Annotated in this window: 18 protein-coding genes; 9 read left to right on the forward strand and 9 right to left on the reverse strand. The window is 68.1% G+C overall.

All coding sequences use genetic code 11. The features are described 5' to 3' along the window. Nucleotides 1-34 precede the first annotated feature (34 nt). The 4 genes from IEW01_RS08570 to IEW01_RS08585 all read right to left on the reverse strand — a co-directional run bounded on the left by IEW01_RS08570 (nt 35) and on the right by IEW01_RS08585 (nt 2,352). Complete coding sequence (locus IEW01_RS08570; protein ID WP_188527191.1) at nt 35-388, reverse strand: protein tyrosine phosphatase family protein; 354 nt, start codon at nt 386-388, stop codon at nt 35-37. 12 nt (nt 389-400) lie between these two features. Further along, nucleotides 401-1,300 carry an MBL fold metallo-hydrolase gene (locus IEW01_RS08575; RefSeq protein ID WP_188527192.1) on the reverse strand — a complete coding sequence of 300 codons (900 nt, stop codon included), beginning with the start codon at nt 1,298-1,300 and terminating at the stop codon, nt 401-403. Nucleotides 1,301-1,474: 174 nt separating this feature from the next. After that, the gene (locus tag IEW01_RS08580) at nt 1,475-1,915 is read right to left on the reverse strand and encodes a DUF6691 family protein (protein WP_188527193.1); all 441 of its coding nucleotides are present in this window, start codon (nt 1,913-1,915) and stop codon (nt 1,475-1,477) included. Next, nucleotides 1,915-2,352, reverse strand: coding sequence for a YeeE/YedE family protein (locus IEW01_RS08585; RefSeq protein WP_188527194.1), 438 nt, complete (start codon nt 2,350-2,352; stop codon nt 1,915-1,917). Before IEW01_RS08585 ends, IEW01_RS08580 begins: the two co-directional genes overlap by 1 nt. A 216-nt stretch (nt 2,353-2,568) precedes the next feature. On the opposite strand from IEW01_RS08585, the gene IEW01_RS08590 reads away from it, so the two are divergent. Together IEW01_RS08590 and IEW01_RS08595 are read left to right on the forward strand one after the other, a co-directional pair. Further along, nucleotides 2,569-2,967 carry an ArsR/SmtB family transcription factor gene (locus tag IEW01_RS08590; protein WP_229738155.1) on the forward strand — a complete coding sequence of 133 codons (399 nt, stop codon included), beginning with the start codon at nt 2,569-2,571 and terminating at the stop codon, nt 2,965-2,967. Between the two features lie 40 nt (nt 2,968-3,007). After that, the gene (locus tag IEW01_RS08595) at nt 3,008-3,505 is read left to right on the forward strand and encodes a flavin reductase family protein (protein ID WP_188527195.1); all 498 of its coding nucleotides are present in this window, start codon (nt 3,008-3,010) and stop codon (nt 3,503-3,505) included. Nucleotides 3,506-3,515: 10 nt separating this feature from the next. Here IEW01_RS08595 and IEW01_RS08600 read toward each other — a convergent pair whose 3' ends face one another. Then, nucleotides 3,516-3,926, reverse strand: a complete 411-nt coding sequence (locus IEW01_RS08600; RefSeq protein WP_188527196.1) for a hypothetical protein — start codon at nt 3,924-3,926, stop codon at nt 3,516-3,518. Nucleotides 3,927-4,017: 91 nt separating this feature from the next. Here IEW01_RS08600 and IEW01_RS08605 point away from each other — a divergent pair, with 91 nt between their 5' ends. After that, nucleotides 4,018-5,019, forward strand: a complete 1,002-nt coding sequence (locus IEW01_RS08605; RefSeq protein WP_188527197.1) for a GT-B fold glycosyltransferase domain-containing protein — start codon at nt 4,018-4,020, stop codon at nt 5,017-5,019. 21 nt (nt 5,020-5,040) lie between these two features. Here the strand turns inward: IEW01_RS08605 and IEW01_RS08610 are convergent, their stop codons facing one another. Further along, nucleotides 5,041-5,454: a VOC family protein gene (locus tag IEW01_RS08610; RefSeq protein WP_188527198.1), complete on the reverse strand. Its 414-nt coding sequence runs from the start codon at nt 5,452-5,454 to the stop codon at nt 5,041-5,043. Between the two features lie 163 nt (nt 5,455-5,617). On the opposite strand from IEW01_RS08610, the gene IEW01_RS08615 reads away from it, so the two are divergent. Then, a complete protein-coding gene (locus IEW01_RS08615; RefSeq protein ID WP_188527199.1) occupies nt 5,618-6,904 on the forward strand; it encodes an O-acetylhomoserine aminocarboxypropyltransferase/cysteine synthase family protein in 1,287 nt (428 codons plus the stop codon). Between the two features lie 312 nt (nt 6,905-7,216). Here IEW01_RS08615 and IEW01_RS08620 read toward each other — a convergent pair whose 3' ends face one another. The 3 genes from IEW01_RS08620 to IEW01_RS08630 form a co-directional block, all read right to left on the reverse strand. Then, nucleotides 7,217-8,485, reverse strand: coding sequence for an NAD(P)/FAD-dependent oxidoreductase (locus IEW01_RS08620; RefSeq protein WP_188527200.1), 1,269 nt, complete (start codon nt 8,483-8,485; stop codon nt 7,217-7,219). 64 nt (nt 8,486-8,549) lie between these two features. Then, nucleotides 8,550-9,251 (reverse strand): c-type cytochrome, encoded by a 702-nt coding sequence (locus IEW01_RS08625; protein WP_188527201.1) that lies wholly within the window; start codon nt 9,249-9,251, stop codon nt 8,550-8,552. A gap of 334 nt (nt 9,252-9,585) precedes the next feature. Continuing rightward, entirely contained in the window at nt 9,586-11,181 is a 1,596-nt protein-coding gene (locus IEW01_RS08630; protein ID WP_188527202.1) for a divergent polysaccharide deacetylase family protein, read from the reverse strand. A 113-nt stretch (nt 11,182-11,294) separates the two neighbouring features. Between IEW01_RS08630 and IEW01_RS08635 the strand changes: the two genes are divergently transcribed. The 5 genes from IEW01_RS08635 (at nt 11,295) to trpE (ending at nt 17,657) form a co-directional block, all read left to right on the forward strand. Further along, nucleotides 11,295-11,888 carry an anthranilate synthase component II gene (locus IEW01_RS08635; RefSeq protein ID WP_188527203.1) on the forward strand — a complete coding sequence of 198 codons (594 nt, stop codon included), beginning with the start codon at nt 11,295-11,297 and terminating at the stop codon, nt 11,886-11,888. Next, a complete protein-coding gene (trpD, locus tag IEW01_RS08640) occupies nt 11,885-12,901 on the forward strand; it encodes an anthranilate phosphoribosyltransferase (RefSeq protein ID WP_188527204.1) in 1,017 nt (338 codons plus the stop codon). The genes IEW01_RS08635 and trpD overlap by 4 nt, the downstream gene beginning before the upstream one ends. Nucleotides 12,902-13,027: 126 nt before the next feature. Next, the gene (locus tag IEW01_RS08645; RefSeq protein ID WP_188527205.1) at nt 13,028-14,206 is read left to right on the forward strand and encodes an aminotransferase; all 1,179 of its coding nucleotides are present in this window, start codon (nt 13,028-13,030) and stop codon (nt 14,204-14,206) included. Nucleotides 14,207-14,297: 91 nt separating this feature from the next. Continuing rightward, the gene (locus IEW01_RS08650) at nt 14,298-16,139 is read left to right on the forward strand and encodes a peptidyl-prolyl cis-trans isomerase (protein ID WP_229738156.1); all 1,842 of its coding nucleotides are present in this window, start codon (nt 14,298-14,300) and stop codon (nt 16,137-16,139) included. 9 nt (nt 16,140-16,148) lie between these two features. Continuing rightward, the gene (gene trpE, locus IEW01_RS08655; RefSeq protein ID WP_188527207.1) at nt 16,149-17,657 is read left to right on the forward strand and encodes an anthranilate synthase component I; all 1,509 of its coding nucleotides are present in this window, start codon (nt 16,149-16,151) and stop codon (nt 17,655-17,657) included.

Genomic DNA, 17,657 nt, shown 5'->3' on the forward strand with positions numbered 1-17,657 from the left:
GGAGGGCCAATGTCGTGTCACCGAACGGGGCGGGTCAGGCGGCGGTTGCCATCCGCGCCTTAGCGGCGTTCCAGAGCGCCTCGCTGCGGGCCCCGGTGCGGCAGAAGGCGAAGACCTTGCCTTGCGTCTCGCGCATCGCCCTGGCAAAACCGCTGACCGCGTAGTCGGTCGGGCTGCGGTCGGCCTGAGGCAGGTAACGCGCCTCGATGCCGTTGTGCTTGCAGGCCTCGTTGATCTCGTTCCAGTCCGGCTGCCCGGCTTCCTCGCCGTCGGGCCGGTTGCAGATCACAACCCGGAACCCGGCGGCGGCAAGATGGGCGACGTCTTCGGGCCGGATCTGGCCCGCGACCGTGACTTGCTGGTCAAGCTCTTTCCAATCCCGGCGCATCGGCCTGCTCCATTACAGGGTGTTGACCGGAACCTTGAGGAAGACCTTGCCGTCTTCTTCCGCCGGGGGCATCTCGCCGGCCCGCATGTTGACCTGCAGCGACGGGATGATCAGGCGCGGCATGGCGAGCTGGGCATCGCGCTCGGTGCGGAACTTGACGAAATCCTCTTTCGTCTTGCCGCCGCCGACGTGGATGTTGTGCTCTTTCTCTTCCGCCACCGTGGTCTCCCACTGGATGTCGCGGCCGTTGGGGCCGTAGTCGTGGCACATGAACAGCCGGGTTTCCTCGGGCAGGCTCAGCACCTTCTGGATCGAGTCGTAGAGCACGCCCGCGTCGCCGCCGGGGAAGTCGGCCCGCGCCGAGCCGCCATCGGGCATGAACAGCGTGTCACCGACGAAGCCGGCATCGCCGACCACGTGGGTCATGCAGGCCGGGGTGTGGCCCGGGGTGTGCATCGCGAAAGCGGTCATGTTGCCGATCTTGTAGGTGTCGCCTTCCTGGAACAGCTTGTCGAACTGCGAACCGTCACGCTGGAACTCGGTGCCCTCGTTGAACACCTTGCCGAAGGTGTCCTGCACCACGGTGATGTTCTCGCCGATTCCGATCTTGCCGCCCAGCTTCTGCTGGATGTAGGGCGCGGCGGAGAGGTGGTCGGCGTGGACGTGGGTCTCGATCAGCCATTCGAGCTTGAGGCCGTTGTCCTCGATGTACTTGATCATCCTGTCGGCGCTCCCGTAGGAGATGCGGCCGGCGGCGTAGTCGATGTCCATGACCGAGTCGATCACCGCGCAGGCGTTCGACGTCGGATCCTTGACGACGTAGGAAATCGTGTTGGTATCGGGATCGAAGAAGGCTTCGACCTCGGGCTTCACGGAGGTGTCGACGGGGTAGTCGTTTGACAGGTCTTTCATCGTTGCGCTCCTGTTGTCCGGGTGATCTTTCCCCGGTCCGGTTTCACTTCGCCCCGGCCCTGCCCTGATCGGGCGCCGCCGGTGCGGTTGATAGGATATCTAGGTATTGGCACGGCCCACGTAAAGGGTTCACATGCGGTTTTTTGAATTTGTTTGATTCCGGCCCGCCTCCGGTCATGCCGTGGCCGCCGAGGCGCGCAATGCGCCCAGCCGCATCAGCCCGCGCGCCACGAACATCCCGGCGATCAGAGCCGCGGTGAAGGCGAAAACCTCCATCCGGCCGGTGCCGAGCGCCGGCAGCGACGCGCCGGGGCAGAAGCCCGAAAGCCCCCAGCCGATGCCGAAAAGCACCGCACCCCCCACCAGTTTCACGTCGAGCACGCGCGAGGTGGGCAGTTGGAAGCGTGGCGCGAACACCGGCGCGGACCGGCGCAGGACCAGCCGGTAGCCGACCGCCGCCACCAGCAACGCGGTGACCATCACCACCGCGAGCGAAGGATCCCAGCCCCCGGCGACATCGAAGAAATTGAGCGTCTTGGCCGGGTTGGCCATGCCGCTGATGGAGATTCCGAGGCCGAACAGCAGCCCGGCGAGGTAGATGGCGACAATTTGCATTACATGCCTCCCCAGATATGGCGCACCGCGTAGACGGTGAGCCCGGTGGTGATCATGAAGGTGGTGGTGGCCACCAGCGAGCGGCGGGCGCCGCGGGCCAGGCCGCAGATGCCGTGGCCCGAGGTGCAGCCCGAGCCGAAGGTCACGCCGAGTCCGACCAGAAAACCGCCGACCAGCACCATCCACGGCGCCACCGGCACCTCGACAGCAGGCATTTCGCCGGCGAAGGCGAAATAGGCGGCCGGGCCGGAGACGAGACCCGCGAGGATCGCGGCCCGCCAGGCCCAGTCGGAAGACGAGGACGGGCTCAGAAAGCCCGCGAGAATGCCGGTGGCCCCGAAAACATTGCCGCGCAGGGCCAGCAGCATCACGGTGGCCATCCCGATCATCGCGCCGCCCGCGGCGGCGCTCACCGGGGTGAACGTCGTTTCAATCATGTGGTTCTTGCCTCACTCAAGATGTTCTGTTCGCACCTCACGCTAACAAGGCGGTGGCGCGTGTCGCAAGCCATTATTCAAACATATGAATTTGTTGTGAGGTCGGCTTGACGCCCCTTTCGCCGCGGCGCAATGGCAGGCGGCTTGAATTCAAAACCGCGCAAGTGAATTGATTGCCCGTCCACAATCGCTTATGTCGGATAAAGGATTGCAGTCATGAACAAGGTTGCCCGGATGAACGCCCACGTGATCACCGAGGATATGTCGGCAGAGGATATGGACAAGATGATGTCCTCGGCCTGCGATGCGTCGGCTCTGCTCAAGGCGATCAGCCACGAGGGGCGGCTGATGATCCTCTGCGCTCTCGTCACCGGCGAAAAATCGGTCACCGAGCTCGAGGAATTGCTGCACGCCCGCCAGGCCGCGGTGTCACAACAGCTGGCCCGGCTGCGCATGGAAGGGCTGGTCACGCCACGGCGCGAGGGCAAGGCGATCTACTACTCGCTTGCCGACGAGCGCCCCAAACGCATCCTCGAAGTGATCTACGAGATGTTCTGCTCCGTAGCGCCAGAGGGTGAAGGCGAGGTTGACGATCAGCCGGCCGCACGCGCCTGAACTCGCGCCGCCATCCCGCGCAACACCGTCAGGAGCCTTCATGGCACAGAGCTTCATTCCCGGCCCGGACAACACCCGTGCCCTGCGCGGCGCGTTCGGGCGCTTCGCCACCGGCGTCACCGTGGTGACCGCCGCGGCCGAACGCGGGCCGATCGGGATCACCGCCAACAGCTTCACCTCGGTCTCGCTCGACCCGCCGCTCTTGCTGTGGTGCCCGGCGAAGGTATCGCGCCGCCATGATGCCTTCGTCAGCGCCGAACGCTTCGCCCTGCACGTGATGGGCACCGGACAGGACCAGATCACCTGGGCCTTCGCCAATACCGCCGAGGCCTTCGAACATTGCGACTGGGAGCGGTCGGAACACGGCGTGCCGCTGATCTCGGGCTGCCCGGCGCGCTTCGAATGCACCATCCGCGACCGGATCGACGCGGGCGATCACACCGTGATCATCGGCCACGTCACCCGCGTCGCCACCGAGGACGGGCCGGTGGCGCGGGTGTTTCTCGGCGGGGATTACGGCCAGTTCGATCCGGGCTGAGCGCCCGGGATCAGTTCTTAAGGATATCGCCGCGCCGGTAGGTCGCGCGATCGGTCGAGCCATCCTTGTATTCGAGAACCACATCTACAGTCTCGATTGCACCCAAATCAAAGGAGACAAAGGGCGGGAATGTAAGATCGACCTGTGCGTTGGGGGCCACGTCATCAATATAGCAGGGCTCCATCTGAAATTGCTTTTCCGCCCCATCATTTACAGAGTACCTGATGCTCTCCAAACCGCACCGCCACGCCAGAAGGTGGCCAAAATCAAGAAAATCCTTACCGTCGTATTCCTTGACCGCAACCCAACGGTTCTTTGTGACATCAAAAACCTGTTTGCTGTCATCAGCCGATATGGGCTGCTGGCCCATCGCCGGCGTCGCCAGCGCCAGGATCAGACCGACCGTACGAAAAACCTTCATTTGCGCTCCTGCACCGGGATGATCGAGGGTGCTTTTCCTCTCGGCATCTGGGCCTATACTGTCAGAAAAGCAAGGGGCAGGCAAAGCGATCATGGCCAGGCAGGCGGAAAAGCGGGCAGCGTTCAACGTCGTGGTCGTCGGCCAGGCCGGGCGGCTGCAATACGAGGCCCTGCTGTTCGCCGCCTCGCTGCGCCGGAACGACCCGGGCTTCACGGGCCGGCTGTTCATCGCCGAACCCGAACCCGGCGGCGCCTGGCCGAACGATCCGCGCATCGACCCCGAGGTGCGCGCGGCGCTGGAAGAGTTGAACGCCGAGATCCTGCCCTTCCCCGCGCGCCATTTCGGCAAGTCCTACCCGCAGGGCAACAAGATCGAGGCGCTTCTGGCGCTGCCCGAGGGCGAACCCTTCGTCTTCTTCGACAGCGACACGGTGATCACCGGCGCGCTCAGCGCGGTGCCGTTCGATTTCGCCCGCCCCTCGGCCTCGATGCGGCGCGAGGGCACATGGCCCGAGATCGAGCTTTACGGCCCCGGCTACGGCGCGATCTGGAAATCGCTCTACGACCGCTTCGGGCTCGATTTCGAAAGCACGCTCGATCTTTCCGAGCCCGACGAATACTGGGGCCGCTACCTCTACTTCAACGCCGGCTGGTTCTTCGGCGCCGATCCGCACGGCTTCGGCCAGCGTTTCCTCGACACCGCGCTTTCGATCCGCGACGACCCGCCCGAGGAACTCGCGCTGCAAAGCCTCGACCCCTGGCTCGACCAGGTCGCGCTGCCCTTGGTGATCCATGCCCTCGGCGGCGGGCGGCCCGGCCCGGAGCTTGACGGGCTCGACGGCGCGGTCTCCTGCCACTGGCGGGTGCTGCCGCTGGCCTACGCCCGCGAGAGCGACCGGGTGATCGAGGCGATCGAGGCGGCGGCCGCGCCGAACCGGATCAAGAAGGTGCTCAAAGCCCATGATCCGATGAAGAAAATGATCTTTCACGGGCGCGGCCGGAAACTGCGCGAGATGTTCGACCGCGACCGCCTGCCGCGCTCCGAAAAGATCCTGCGCAACCGGATCAAGCGCGAGGGGTTCTGGATCCGCTGAGCGCGAAACACGCCGCCCGGCTCAGCCCGCGAACACCGCCCCCATGTCGCGAAATCCCTTCACCTCGATCGGGTTTCCCGACGGGTCGCGGAAGAACATCGTCCATTGTTCGCCCGGCGCGCCTTCGAAGCGCACGGTGGGCGCGATCACCCAGGCAGTGCCCGCCGCCTCCAGCCGGTCGGCCAGCGCGCGCCAGTCGGGATAGGCAAGCACCAGCCCGAAATGCGGCATCGCCACCATGTGATCGCCCACCCGGCCGCTGTCGGCGGTGGCGAAGGGCGGGCCGAGATGCAGGCTCAACTGGTGGCCGAAGAAGTCGAAATCCACCCATGTCTCGGTCGAGCGCCCCTCGGCGCACCCCAGCACCCCGCCGTAGAAGGCGCGGGCGGCGTCGAGATCGGTGACGTTGATGGCGAGGTGAAAGGGCGTGGGCATCGGCGCGCTCCGGCATGGTTGTTCCATCCACCCTAGCCCGGGCGCACCCGAATTCCAGCCCCCGGGCCGGGCATGGAACAAACTTCCTTTCTCGCGCGGCCAATTGCCCTGCCCCCGGCTTTGCCCTAGCCTCCCGCGCAGAAATGTCAGGGAGACACGCAAGATGACCAAAGACCTCGGATTCGACACGCTGCAGGTGCACGCCGGCACCGAACCCGATCCCGCCACCGGCGCGCGCCAGGTGCCGATCTACCAGACCACGGCCTACGTCTTCCGCGACGCCGACCACGCGGCGGCGCTGTTCAACCTGCAGGAAGTGGGCAATATCTACTCGCGCCTCACCAACCCCACGGTGAGCGCGCTGGCCAACCGGATCGTCGCGCTCGAGGGCGGCGCCGGCGGCGTCTGCACCTCATCGGGCCACGCCGCACAGATCATGGCGCTCTACCCGCTGATGGCGCCGGGGCTGAACATCATCGCCTCGACCCGGCTCTATGGCGGCACCTACACCCAGTTCACCCAGGTGTTCAAACGCTTCGGCTGGGAAGCGAAATTCGTCGATTTCGACGATCCCGCGGCGGTGGCGGCGGCGATCGACGACAACACCCGCGCGATCTTCTGCGAAAGCCTCGCCAACCCGGCGGGCGTGCCCACCGATCTCGACGCCATCTCCAAGGTGGCGAACGATGCCGGGCTGCCGCTGGTGGTCGACAACACCTCCGCCACGCCCTACCTGTGCAAGCCGATCGAGCACGGCGCGACGCTGGTGGTGCACTCCACCACCAAGTTCCTGACCGGCAACGGCACGGTGACCGGCGGCGCGATCGTGGATGCGGGCACCTTCGACTGGTCGGCCTCGGGCAAGTTCCCCTCGCTCTCCGAGCCCGAGCCCGCCTATCACGGCATCAAGTTCCACGAAGCGCTCGGGGCGATGGCCTTCACCTTCTACAGCATCGCCGTGGGCCTGCGCGACCTGGGCATGACGATGAACCCGCAGGCCGCGCATTACACGCTGATGGGGATCGAGACGCTCAGCCTGCGGATGCAGAAACACGTGGAAAACGCCCAGAAAGTGGCCGAATGGCTGGAGCAGGACCCGCGCGTTGAAAGCGTGAGCTATGCCGGGCTGGCCTCCTCGCCCTACAACGACCGCATCAAACGGGTCTACCCGAAGGGCGCGGGCGCGATTTTCACAGTGGCGCTGAAGGGCGGCTACGATGCCTGCGTGAAGCTCGTCGACAACCTCGAGCTGTTCAGCCACGTCGCCAACCTCGGCGACACGCGCTCGCTGATCATCCACTCCGCCTCCACCACCCACCGCCAGCTCAGCCCCGAGCAGCGCGCGGCGGCGGGCGCCGGCGACAACGTGGTGCGGCTCTCGATCGGCATCGAGGACGCGGACGACCTGATCGCCGATCTCGACCAGGCGCTGGCCAAGGCCGGCGGCTGAACGGTTTCGCCCCGGGCTGCGCCCGGGACGACCGGGAGGGGGGCCTTGCCCCCCTCTTGGCCTTCGGCCAATTCACCCCCCAAGGTATTTGCCGACCCAAGAAGCCGCGCGCCCGGGCCGGTCCAGGCCGCGCCCCGGGGGTTCTTGGGTCGACAAAATACCTTCGGGGGGTGAGCGCGTCAGCGCGAGGGGGGCAGACAGCCCCCCTTCTGCGACCTTCGCAGTCGGACCGGCCGGCGGGGGAGCGGCGCCGAAAGAAAAGACGCGCGCCCCGAAAGGCGCGCGTCTCGATGTCCGACGGAGGTTCCCGACTCAGCCGAACATGTCGGAGGCGATGCCTTCGTACCAGCCGATGCTTTCCTCGTAGGTCCGCCTGCGAAGCTCCTCGTCTTCGCCAGTCTGGCTGATGAAGCCGTCGACCTTGGCGATCTTCTCCTCGGTGGCCTCGTAGGAGGCGCCCACCTTCACACCGTCATCGGTGCCGATCAGCGACCAGCAGGTGTTGGAGAACTTGGCCGGGAAGACCCGCGAGTCGGTCAGCTCGCCGCGGATCGTCATCGCGGCGACCTTGGCCTGGCTGTTGGCCGAGAAGCCGGATTTCGGCATGTCGCCGGCACTGGTGGAGTCGCCGAGCACGTAGATGTTGGCGTCGATGGTGGAGCGCATCGAGCTGGGTTCGATCGGTGCCCAGTTGCCATCGTTCACGCCCGCGATCTCGACGATGCGGCCGGCCTTCATCGCCGGGATGACGTTGCAGACGTCGACGTTGGTGACCTCGCCGTCGACCGTGATGGTCATCGCCTCGGGGTCGACCGAAACATCGGCACCGCCGAAATCCGGCCCGATCCGCTCGATCATGCCCGGGTAGTGCTTGGCCCAGCCTTCCTCGAACAGGCCCTGCTTGGAGAACGCGGGCTTGGGATCGAGGATCAGGATCTTCGCGGTCGGGTTCATGTCTTTCAGCATGTGGCCGACCATCGAGACCCGCTCGTAGGGCCCCGGCGGGCAGCGGTAGGGGTTGGGGGGCGCGATCATGGCGAAGAGGCCGCCCTCGGGCATCGATTCGATCTGGCGCTTGAGCAGCTCGCTCTGCGAGCCGGCCTTGTAGGCGTGCGGCATCGCGTTCTGCGCCGTGACATCCCAGCCCGGCACCGCGCCATCGACGAAATCGATCCCGGGGCTGAGCACCAGCCGGTCGTAGTGCAGGGTGTCACCGCCCGCGAGGGTCACGGTCTGGGCGTCACGATCGACGCCGACGGCCCAGTCGTGCACCACGTTGATGCCGTAGTCGGCCGCGAGCGTGCCATAGCTGTGGGCGATGCTTTCGAGGGTGCGGAAGCCCGCCAGGTAGAGGTTCGAGAAGAAGCAGGTGTAATAGGTGCGCGTGGGTTCGACCAGCGTCACGTCGATCGCCCCGTCGCTGTCCTTGGCGATGTAGCGCGCCGCCGTGGCACCGCCGGCGCCGCCGCCGATGACCACGACCCGTGGCTTGCCATGCCCCGCGGCATGCACCGACGGCGCCGAAAGGCTCGCCGCGGCCGCCATGCCGGTCCCGACAAAGGTGCGTCTGTTGAGTTTCATTACGTGTCCTTCCTTGGTAACTTGACCGCCCGACACCGGGCCGGTCCGAACATGGCGGCCCGGATCACAGGCTGCCATAATATGCGGCGAGAGCCGCGATTTCCTCGTCCGACAGCCGTCCGGCGAACATCTGCATCACCGGATGGGGGCGGATCTTCTGCTTGTAGGCGTGCATCGCCACAACGAAATCCTCCTCCGGCCAGCCGGTGATCGAGGGCACGCCCTCGTCGTCGCCGTCGGCCTGGTGGCAGGTCATGCATTCGGTCGACAGGTATTCACCGTAGTCGACATCGCCGGCGATCGCGAGCACCTCGGGCGCCAGGTCCACCTCGCTCGGCATCGCCGTCGGCGCGGCTTCGGGTATGTTGGCGGGATTGGCGGAGAACTGGCGCAGGTAGGCCAGCACGTCGGCGCGTTCCTCCGCGTCCTTGATCCCGCGGAAGGCCATTCGCGTGTCGCTGACCAGCGCCTTGGGGTTCTCGATATAGGCGTCGAGCGTGCGCAGATCCCAGAACAGGCCATCGACGCCCTCGCGCATGAGCCCCTTGGAATAGCGTGTGTAATCTTCCATCGAGCCGGCGCGGCGGCCGAAGATGCCGTTGAGATGCGGGCCGACGCGGTGCTTGGCGCCTTCGCCGACCTGGTGGCAGGAGGCGCACTGGCGATAGGCCTTCGCCCCCTCTTCCGCGTCTCCCAGCTCCTGCGCGGTGGCCGACCCCGCGATCATAATGGCGGTCACCCCGGCGACAAGCGGCGACTTGATCATCACGTTCCTCCCTGTGACCTCTCCGGCAGCCCTGGCTCTTTTTCGGCCCTGGTCTCCGGCGGCATCTGTTGTTCTTTTATTCCGATATGTCGATTTGATCCAGAATTTTGTTTCAATGTCACGCGGCCGATGGCGGCCATTCCGGCCCTGCGCACGCGCTCTGCGGCAGAATGCCGCAACCCTCGCCGGACCGGGCGCGGCGGCGGGATGAAGCGGGCATCGCGCCCGCGCACCAAAGCGCCTGGGGTGGAATTTTCACGGCACGAAACGCTACCGCACGGGCCCCGTCTGCCTGGTGTCGCCCCCGTCTTTGGCGACCCGCGGCGGGCCGGCGTCACCGGTCGGCGAGCAGCGCCGAGACCGGCGCGAGAGTGACCGATGCGGCCCGGGTGCCGAGCGACCATTCGACCAGCGCCTGCACCGTTTCGGCCCGTGTGCGCGCGACGACGATCACCCCTGATTCGTTGCGCGCGCGGAAGGCGGCATTGTCGAGGAAGCGGCGGATCACCGGCGCGGCCTGCCCCTCGGCGTCGAGATCGCGGAACACCAGCCCGGCCTTGACCCCCGCCTTCTGCGCCGCCTTGTGGCCGGTGTTCAGCCCGGACGGGAAGCTGACGAGGCCGTGGCCGGTCTCCGCGAGGTTGACGGCGAGTTGCACCGCCCCCGGACCCAGCCCCTGGAAGCCGAGCGATTCCTCGGCCATGGCGGCAACGCTGTCTTCCAGCAGCGGCACATAGGCTTCGAGGTTGATCTCGACATCCGCCGCCGTGGCGCCCTCGGGCAGCGGCAGGATGGTGACCACCTCGAGCCCCTGGTCGCGGTAGAAGGCGATGGTCTCGGCCGCGTCGAGCGCGGCGGCGTCGACGGCCACGCTCACCGGGAAAGGCAGATTGCCGAGGTCGGCGTTGGCGTTGCCGGTGTCGATCAGCAGGATCGCCATCAGCGGCAGATCCGCCGGCGCGTCGAAGGGCGCCGCATTGCGCTGCAGCGCGGGTGCGCTGGCCAGGTCTTCGGCGGTGGCTTCCTCGGCGAGGTCTTCCCCGGTGGGCTCTTCCTCCGTCTCGTCGCCGATCCGGGGCAAACGGCCGGTGATCACGGTGCTTGCCGGGGTATCGGCCTCTGGATCTGCCTCAGCAGTCGTCTCGGCCGGCTCTGCGGCGTCCGCTGCGTCGGTATCGGGAGCGCCGGGCATCTCGGCCGTCGACTCGGAGATCGCCGGCGCTGCGGGGCTCTCGGGTTGCGTCATCGCGGCGGCGACGTCGGTCTCCGCCTCCGGCGCGTCGGCATCGGCCGGGGCCGCGTCGTCCTGCGCCCCGGACACGGCCTGCGCCGGCGCCTCCGCTTCGGCCCCGTCGTCTTGCGCCTCCGCCTCGGGCGTTTGCGCATCGGCCGGCCGGGTGGCGCTTGGCGCGTCGGCTTCAGGCGTCGGCGCCCGTGGTTCGTCGGCGTCTGCGGGCGGGGTCTCTGCATCGCTGGCCGCCATGGCGTCAGGCGCATCGGCGGTGTCGGCATCAGTGGCCGCCGTTGCGTTCGTGGCGTCGGCGTCGGCCGTGTCGCCCGCGTCCGCCCACGGCTCGGCCTCTGCCGGCGCCGCGGTCCCCGAAAGATCAGGCTCCGCCTCGGCATCGCCTTCCTGCGGATCGTCGGACGGGGTGTCAGCCGGCGAGGTATCGGCAGGTGCATCGCCGCCCGCGTCCGGCACGCCGTCCGCCTCGGCATCCTCCGCCGCGGGCATTTCCGGCTCAACAGGGGCCGCTTCGTCCTGCCCCTGCGCCGGCTCCGGTGCCTCGTTCACCGGGGTTTCCTGCGCCGCCGGCGCCGGAACGGCCCCGGGCATTTCCACCCGGTCGAGCACCAGCGATGCCGTGCCCAGCCCGAGCCCCGCGACCACGATCCCCGTGGCGATGCCTGCCAAAATGCCACGTGCCACCTGCGGCCCCCTTTCGATATCGCGCGCCCCGCCTCTTGACCCTCGGCGGCGCCTCTGAACATGTATACCCCGACGCCATCGACAGAAAACCCCCTTTGCCCGGACCCGCGCGCATGATCCTGCTGATCGATAATTATGACAGCTTCACCTACAACCTCGTGCATTACCTGGGCGAGTTGGGGGCCGATGTTGTCGTTCACCGCAACGACGCGCTCGACGTGAAGGCCGCGATGGCACTGAGGCCCGAGGCCATCGTGCTCTCGCCCGGCCCCTGCGATCCCGACCAGGCCGGCATCTGCCTTCCACTGAGCCTCGCGGCGGGCGAGATCGGCGTGCCGCTCCTCGGCGTCTGCCTCGGCCACCAGACCATCGGCCAGGCCTTCGGCGGCAAGGTGGTGCGCGCGACCGACATCGTGCACGGCAAGATGGGCGAGATCCACCATGGCGGCAAAGGCGTGTTCAGGGGCCTGCCCTCGCCGCTGCAGGCCACGCGCTACCATTCTCTGATCGTCGAGCGCGAGAGCCTGCCCGACTGCCTCGAGGTGACCGCCTGGCTCGACGACGGCACGATCATGGGCCTGCGCCACAAGACCCTGCCGATCGAGGGGGTGCAGTTCCACCCCGAGAGCATCCGCTCCGAACACGGCCACGCGATGCTGCGGAACTTCCTCGACCAGGTCACCGAACAAGCGAAGGTATCGGCATGAGCGACGCGATCAAACCCCTCATCGCCGCCGCCGTCGACCGGCCGCTCACCCGCGCCGAGGCCGAGACCGCCTTCAGCATCCTGTTCGAGGGCGAGGCGACGCCGAGCCAGATCGGCGGGCTCTTGATGACCCTGCGCACCCGCGGCGAGACGGTGGACGAATACGCCGCCGCCGCCTTCGTGATGCGCGAGAAATGCCGCCGGGTGCATGCCCCCGCGGGCGCGATAGACATCGTCGGAACGGGGGGCGACGGCAAGGGCACGCTCAACATCTCCACCGCCACCGCCTTCGTCACCGCCGGCGCGGGCGTGGTGGTGGCAAAGCACGGCAACCGCAACCTGTCGTCGAAATCCGGCGCGGCGGATGCGCTGACCCAGATGGGCGTGAACGTGATGGTAGGGCCGGAGGTGGTCGAAAAGGCGCTCGAGGAGGTCGGCATCGCCTTCATGATGGCGCCGATGCATCACCCGGCGATCGCCCATGTCATGCCCACCCGCGCCGAGCTTGGCACCCGGACGATCTTCAACATTCTCGGCCCCCTGACCAACCCCGCCCACGTGACGCGCCAACTCACCGGCGCCTTCTCGCGCGAGATGATCCGGCCGATGGCCGAAACCCTGAAGGCGCTCGGCAGCGAGAAGGCCTGGCTCGTGCACGGCGGCGACGGCACCGACGAGCTTTCCATCGCCGGGGTGAGCTGGGTGGCCGCGCTGGAGGGCGGCGACATCATCGAGCGCGAGCTGCACCCGGAAGACGCGGGCCTCCCGGTGCATCCGTTCGAGGACATCCTGGGCGGCACCCCGGAAGACAACGCCCGCGCCTTTCGCGCCCTGCTCGACGGCGCACCGGGCGCCTACCGCGACGCGGTGCTGCTCAATTCCGCCGCCGCGCTGGTGGTGGCCGACAAGGCCGGATCGCTCAAGGAAGGGGTCGAACGTGCGCGCGAGAGCATCGACAGCGGCGCGGCGAAAGCCAGGATCGAAGGCTTGGCCCGGGTCACCGCCGCGGCCTGAGCCGGGCGCACGCCGCCACGCGGCGGCGTGACACGCGGTCGCGCGACCGCGTTCCCGGCCCCGCCGAAGCCGCTTCCGCCGATGCCGGCGGCATGGCACTCTGTCCGCGAAACGCAGGAGGCAGGCATGACCCCGACCAACCCCAACATGGCGCGCACCTTCCCGCCCCCGGTGATGGAAGCGCGGCGCTGGATCGAGGGGGTGCATTTCCCGCCCGAACGCCCGCTGATCAACGTCAGCCAGGCCGCGCCGGTGGCCCCGCCGCCCGAGGGGCTGCGCCGGGCCATCGCCGAAGCGGCGATGGAGGATGACACGGCGCATCTCTACGGCCCGGTGCTCGGCCTGCCCGCGCTGCGCGAGGAGGTGGCCGCGCAGGTCTCGGCGCTCTACGGCGGCGCGGTCACCCCGGCGCAGGTGGCGATCACCTCCGGCTGCAACCAGGCCTTCGCCGCCGTGATGGCCACGCTTGCCGGCCCGGGCGACGAGGTGATCCTGCCGGTGCCGTGGTATTTCAATCACAAGATGTGGCTCGACATGTCCGGCGTTACCGCCGTGCCGCTCGCCACCGATGACGAGCTTCTGCCCAGCGTCGCCGCCGCCGAGCGCCTGATCACGGAGCGCACCCGCGCCATCGTGCTGGTCACCCCCAACAACCCCGGCGGCGTCGAATACCCCGCCGACCTCGTGGCCGCCTTCCACGACCTCGCCCGCGCCCGTGGCCTGGCCCTCGTGCTCGACGAAACCTACCGCGATTTCGACAGCCGCCCGGCGCCCGCGCACCACCTGTTCGAAGCCGCGGACTGGGACGACACCCTGATCCATCTCTATTCCTTCTCCAAGGCCTACCGGCTGACCGGCCACCGCGTCGGCGCGCTCCTCGCCGCACCGGCCCGGCTGGCCGAGGCGGAGAAGTTCCTCGACACGGTGACGATCTGCCCCAACCAGCTCGGCCAGCGCGCGGCGCTCTGGGGGATGCGGAACCTCTCGCAATGGCTCGCCGGCGAGCGCGCCGAGATCCTCGCCCGCCGCGCCGCGATCGAGACCGGCTTCGCCACCCTGCCGGGCTGGCGCCTGCTCGGCGCCGGCGCCTATTTCGCCTATGTCCGCCACCCGTTCGCCGAACCCGCCGACGCGCTCTGCCGCCGCATGGTGCGCGAGATCGGCGTGCTGGCGCTGCCCGGCACGATGTTTCGCCCCGGCGACGATCCCGCCGCGCCGCGCGAATTGCGCATCGCCTTCGCCAATATCGACGCTGCGGGCATCGCCGAGCTGTTCCACCGCCTCGCCGCCCTCGGCCCCGGCTGAAGGCGCGCGCCGGCCGTTTTCCGCTGTTGGCATTCGTCCGCACAGGCCCTAGAACCGGGTGACCGTAACGGGGAGATTTCCGCTCATGTCGATGGCGCAGAACAAGATCAGCCGGGTGTTCGTCTGGATCATCATGGGCCTGGTGATGGTGGGCCTGGTCGGCTTCGGGTCGTTCAACTTCGGCGGCAGCGTGAGCGCCATCGGCAAGGTCGGCGATACCGAGATTTCCGGCGACCGCTACTTTCGCGAGCTCAACGCCCAGCTCAACGCCTTCCAGGCCCAGATCGGCGAGCGGCTGAGCTTCGCCGAGGCGCAGTCCATCGGCCTCGACCAGGCGGCGTTGGAGACGGTGATCAACCAGGTCGCGCTGGAGAACGAGACCGCGCGGCTCGGGGTTTCGGTCGGCGACGAGGAACTGGCGGCGCGCATCCGCGACATCGACGCCTTCCACGGCATGAGCGGCGGGTTCGACCGCGAGACCTACAATTTCGTGCTGCAGCAATCCGGCCTGACCGCGCGCGAGTTCGAGCAGACCCTGCGCTCCGAGGTCGCCCGCACCGTGCTTCAGGGCGCGGTGACCAACGGCATCGCCGTGCCCCCGGTCTACGCCGAGGTGCTCTATGGCTGGGCCCGCGAAGCGCGCGATTTCACCTGGGCGCGGCTTGGCCCGGAGGCGCTCGAGGCGCCGGTGGGCACGCCCGACGCCGCCACGCTCGCCGCCTTCCACGAGGAAAACCCCGCGATCTTCACCCTGCCGCAGGCGCGCCGCATCACCTATGCCTGGCTCGCGCCGGAAGACGTGATCGACGATATCGAGGTGTCCGAGGCCGATCTGCGCGCGCTTTACGAGGCGCGGATCGACGAATACCGGATGCCCGAGCGGCGGCTGGTGGAGCGGCTGGTGTTCGGCACCGAGGCCGAAGCCGAGGCGGCCGCGGCGGCGCTGGAGACGGGTGACGCCACCTTCGAAAGCCTCGTCGCCGGACGCGGGCTCGAGCTTGCCGACACCGATCTAGGCGACGTGACCGAAGGCGAGCTTGGCCGCGCCGGCGCCGAGGTCTTCGCGCTCGACGGCCCCGGCGTGGCGGGCCCGGTGATGACCGATCTCGGCCCGGCGCTGCTGCGGATGAACGCGATCCTGCCGGCGCGCGAAACCAGCTTCGAGGCCGCGCGCGAGGATCTGCGCGCCGAATACGCCGCCGATGCCGCCCGCCGTCTTCTGCAGGACCGGATGATCGAGCTCGACGACGTGCTCGCCGCCGGGGCCACGCTGGAAGACCTCGCCAACGCCGAGGGCATGCGGCTCGAAACCATCGACTGGACCGGCGCCGAAAGCGACGGAATCGCCGCCTATGACGCCTTCCGGGCCGCCGCCGAGAGCGTGGCCGAGGGCGATTACCCGGCGATCGAGCTGCTGTCGGACGGCGGGCTCTTCGCGCTCCGGCTCGACGAGGTGGTGCCGCCCCGGATGCAGCCGCTCGACGAGGTGCGCGAGGACGCGATCGACGCCTGGCAACAAGCCGAAACCCTGCGCCGTCTCGCCGCCCGCGGCGAGGAGATGCTGGACGAGATCGAAGCCGGCGAAAGCCCGGCCAGCCTCGGGTTGACCGAGGTGATCGAGACCGGGCTCACGCGCGATGGCTTCATCGAGGGCGCGCCGCCCGCGCTGGTCGACCGCGCCTTCGCGCTCGAGCCCGGCGACTGGGCGCTGGTCGAGGATGAAAGCGGCGTGTTCCTGCTGCGCCTCGACGCGGTGATTGCCGCCGACCAGGACAGCGAGGAGGCCCGCTCGGTGAAGCAGAACTTCCTCGCCAGCTCCGCCCAGACGCTCGCGCTCGACGTCGAGGCCGCCTTCTCCGCCGCGATCGAGGCGGACGCCGGCATCACGCTCGACCAGGCGATGATCAACGCGGTCAACACGTCGTTCCAGTGAGGTGATCCCGTGGCCCTGACGCCCTCCTTCGACGCCTTCGAAAAAGCCTGGGAGTCCGGGAAGAACCAGGTGGTCTACACCCGGCTCGCGGCCGATCTCGATACCCCCGTTTCGCTGATGCTGAAACTCGCCGAGGCCAAGCGCGACAGCTTCATGCTCGAAAGCGTGACCGGCGGCGAAACCCGCGGGCGTTACTCGATCATCGGCCTGAAGCCCGACCTGATCTGGGAGTGCCGCGGCACAAGCGCCCGGGTCAACCGGCAGGCAAGGTTCGATCCCGACGCCTGGGAAGACATGGCGGCCGAGCCGCTGACCGCGCTGCGCGAGATCCTCGCCGAGAGCCGGATCGACCTGCCCGACGATCTGCCCGCCGCCTCCGCCGGGCTGTTCGGCTACCTCGGCTACGACATGATCCGCCTCGTCGAACACCTGCCGGACGTGAACCCCGATCCGCTCGGCCTGCCCGACGCGATGATGATGCGCCCCTCGGTGGTGGCGGTGCTCGACGGGGTGAAGGGCGAGGTGATCCTCGTCTCCCCCGCCTTCCAGGGCGGCGGGCTGAACGCGCGCGCGGCCTATGCCCAGGCCGCCGAGCGGGTGATGGACGCGCTGCGCGATCTCGAACGCCAGCCGCCCACCACGCATGATCTGGGCGAGGTGACCGAGACGCCCGAGCCGGTGTCGAACTTCGCGCGGGCCGACTACCTCGCGGCGGTGGAAAAGGCCAAGGACTTCATCCGCGCGGGCGACATCTTCCAGGTCGTGCCGAGCCAGCGCTGGACCCAGGCCTTCCCCCTGCCGCCCTTCGCGCTTTACCGCAGCTTGCGCCGCACCAACCCCTCGCCGTTCATGTTCTTCTTCAACTTCGGCGGCTTCCAGGTCGTCGGCGCGAGCCCCGAGATCCTCGTCCGTGTGTTTGGCCGCGAGGTCACCATCCGCCCGATCGCCGGCACGCGGCCGCGCGGGCAGACGCCCGAGCAGGACAAGGCGCTCGAAGCCGATCTGCTTTCGGACCAGAAGGAACTGGCCGAGCACCTGATGCTACTCGATCTCGGCCGCAACGACGTTGGCCGGGTGGCGAAGATCGGCACGGTGCGCCCGACGGAAGAATTCATCATCGAGCGCTATTCCCACGTGATGCACATCGTCTCCAACGTGGTCGGCGAGTTGCGCGAAGACGAAGATGCGCTCTCGGCCCTGCTCGCCGGGCTTCCCGCCGGCACCGTCTCGGGCGCGCCCAAGGTGCGGGCGATGGAGATCATCGACGAGCTGGAGCCGGAAAAGCGCGGCGTCTACGGCGGCGGCGTGGGCTATTTCTCCGCGGGCGGCGACATGGACATGTGCATCGCCCTGCGCACCGCGGTGGTGAAGGATCGCAAGCTCTACATCCAGGCCGGGGGCGGCGTGGTCTACGACAGCGACCCGGAGGCCGAGTTCGAGGAAACCGTCAACAAGTCGAAGGCGATCCGCATGGCCGCGGCAACCGCCGGCATCTTCGCCAAGTCCTCCGGCAACTGA

The organism is Sinisalibacter lacisalsi, assembly GCF_014640115.1.
GTDB lineage: Bacteria > Pseudomonadota > Alphaproteobacteria > Rhodobacterales > Rhodobacteraceae > Sinisalibacter > Sinisalibacter lacisalsi.

Excerpts from the sequence above, each read along its gene's own strand:
- IEW01_RS08570 (WP_188527191.1), bottom strand. The coding sequence starts at position 388 with ATGCGCCGGGATTGGAAAGAGCTTGACCAGCAAGTCACGGTCGCGGGC.
- IEW01_RS08575 (WP_188527192.1), bottom strand. The coding sequence starts at position 1,300 with ATGAAAGACCTGTCAAACGACTACCCCGTCGACACCTCCGTGAAGCCC.
- IEW01_RS08580 (WP_188527193.1), bottom strand. The coding sequence starts at position 1,915 with ATGCAAATTGTCGCCATCTACCTCGCCGGGCTGCTGTTCGGCCTCGGA.
- IEW01_RS08585 (WP_188527194.1), bottom strand. The coding sequence starts at position 2,352 with ATGATTGAAACGACGTTCACCCCGGTGAGCGCCGCCGCGGGCGGCGCG.
- IEW01_RS08590 (WP_229738155.1), top strand. The coding sequence starts at position 2,569 with ATGAACAAGGTTGCCCGGATGAACGCCCACGTGATCACCGAGGATATG.
- IEW01_RS08595 (WP_188527195.1), top strand. The coding sequence starts at position 3,008 with ATGGCACAGAGCTTCATTCCCGGCCCGGACAACACCCGTGCCCTGCGC.
- IEW01_RS08600 (WP_188527196.1), bottom strand. The coding sequence starts at position 3,926 with ATGAAGGTTTTTCGTACGGTCGGTCTGATCCTGGCGCTGGCGACGCCG.
- IEW01_RS08605 (WP_188527197.1), top strand. The coding sequence starts at position 4,018 with ATGGCCAGGCAGGCGGAAAAGCGGGCAGCGTTCAACGTCGTGGTCGTC.
- IEW01_RS08610 (WP_188527198.1), bottom strand. The coding sequence starts at position 5,454 with ATGCCCACGCCCTTTCACCTCGCCATCAACGTCACCGATCTCGACGCC.
- IEW01_RS08615 (WP_188527199.1), top strand. The coding sequence starts at position 5,618 with ATGACCAAAGACCTCGGATTCGACACGCTGCAGGTGCACGCCGGCACC.
- IEW01_RS08620 (WP_188527200.1), bottom strand. The coding sequence starts at position 8,485 with ATGAAACTCAACAGACGCACCTTTGTCGGGACCGGCATGGCGGCCGCG.
- IEW01_RS08625 (WP_188527201.1), bottom strand. The coding sequence starts at position 9,251 with ATGATCAAGTCGCCGCTTGTCGCCGGGGTGACCGCCATTATGATCGCG.
- IEW01_RS08635 (WP_188527203.1), top strand. The coding sequence starts at position 11,295 with ATGATCCTGCTGATCGATAATTATGACAGCTTCACCTACAACCTCGTG.
- trpD (WP_188527204.1), top strand. The coding sequence starts at position 11,885 with ATGAGCGACGCGATCAAACCCCTCATCGCCGCCGCCGTCGACCGGCCG.
- IEW01_RS08645 (WP_188527205.1), top strand. The coding sequence starts at position 13,028 with ATGACCCCGACCAACCCCAACATGGCGCGCACCTTCCCGCCCCCGGTG.
- IEW01_RS08650 (WP_229738156.1), top strand. The coding sequence starts at position 14,298 with ATGGCGCAGAACAAGATCAGCCGGGTGTTCGTCTGGATCATCATGGGC.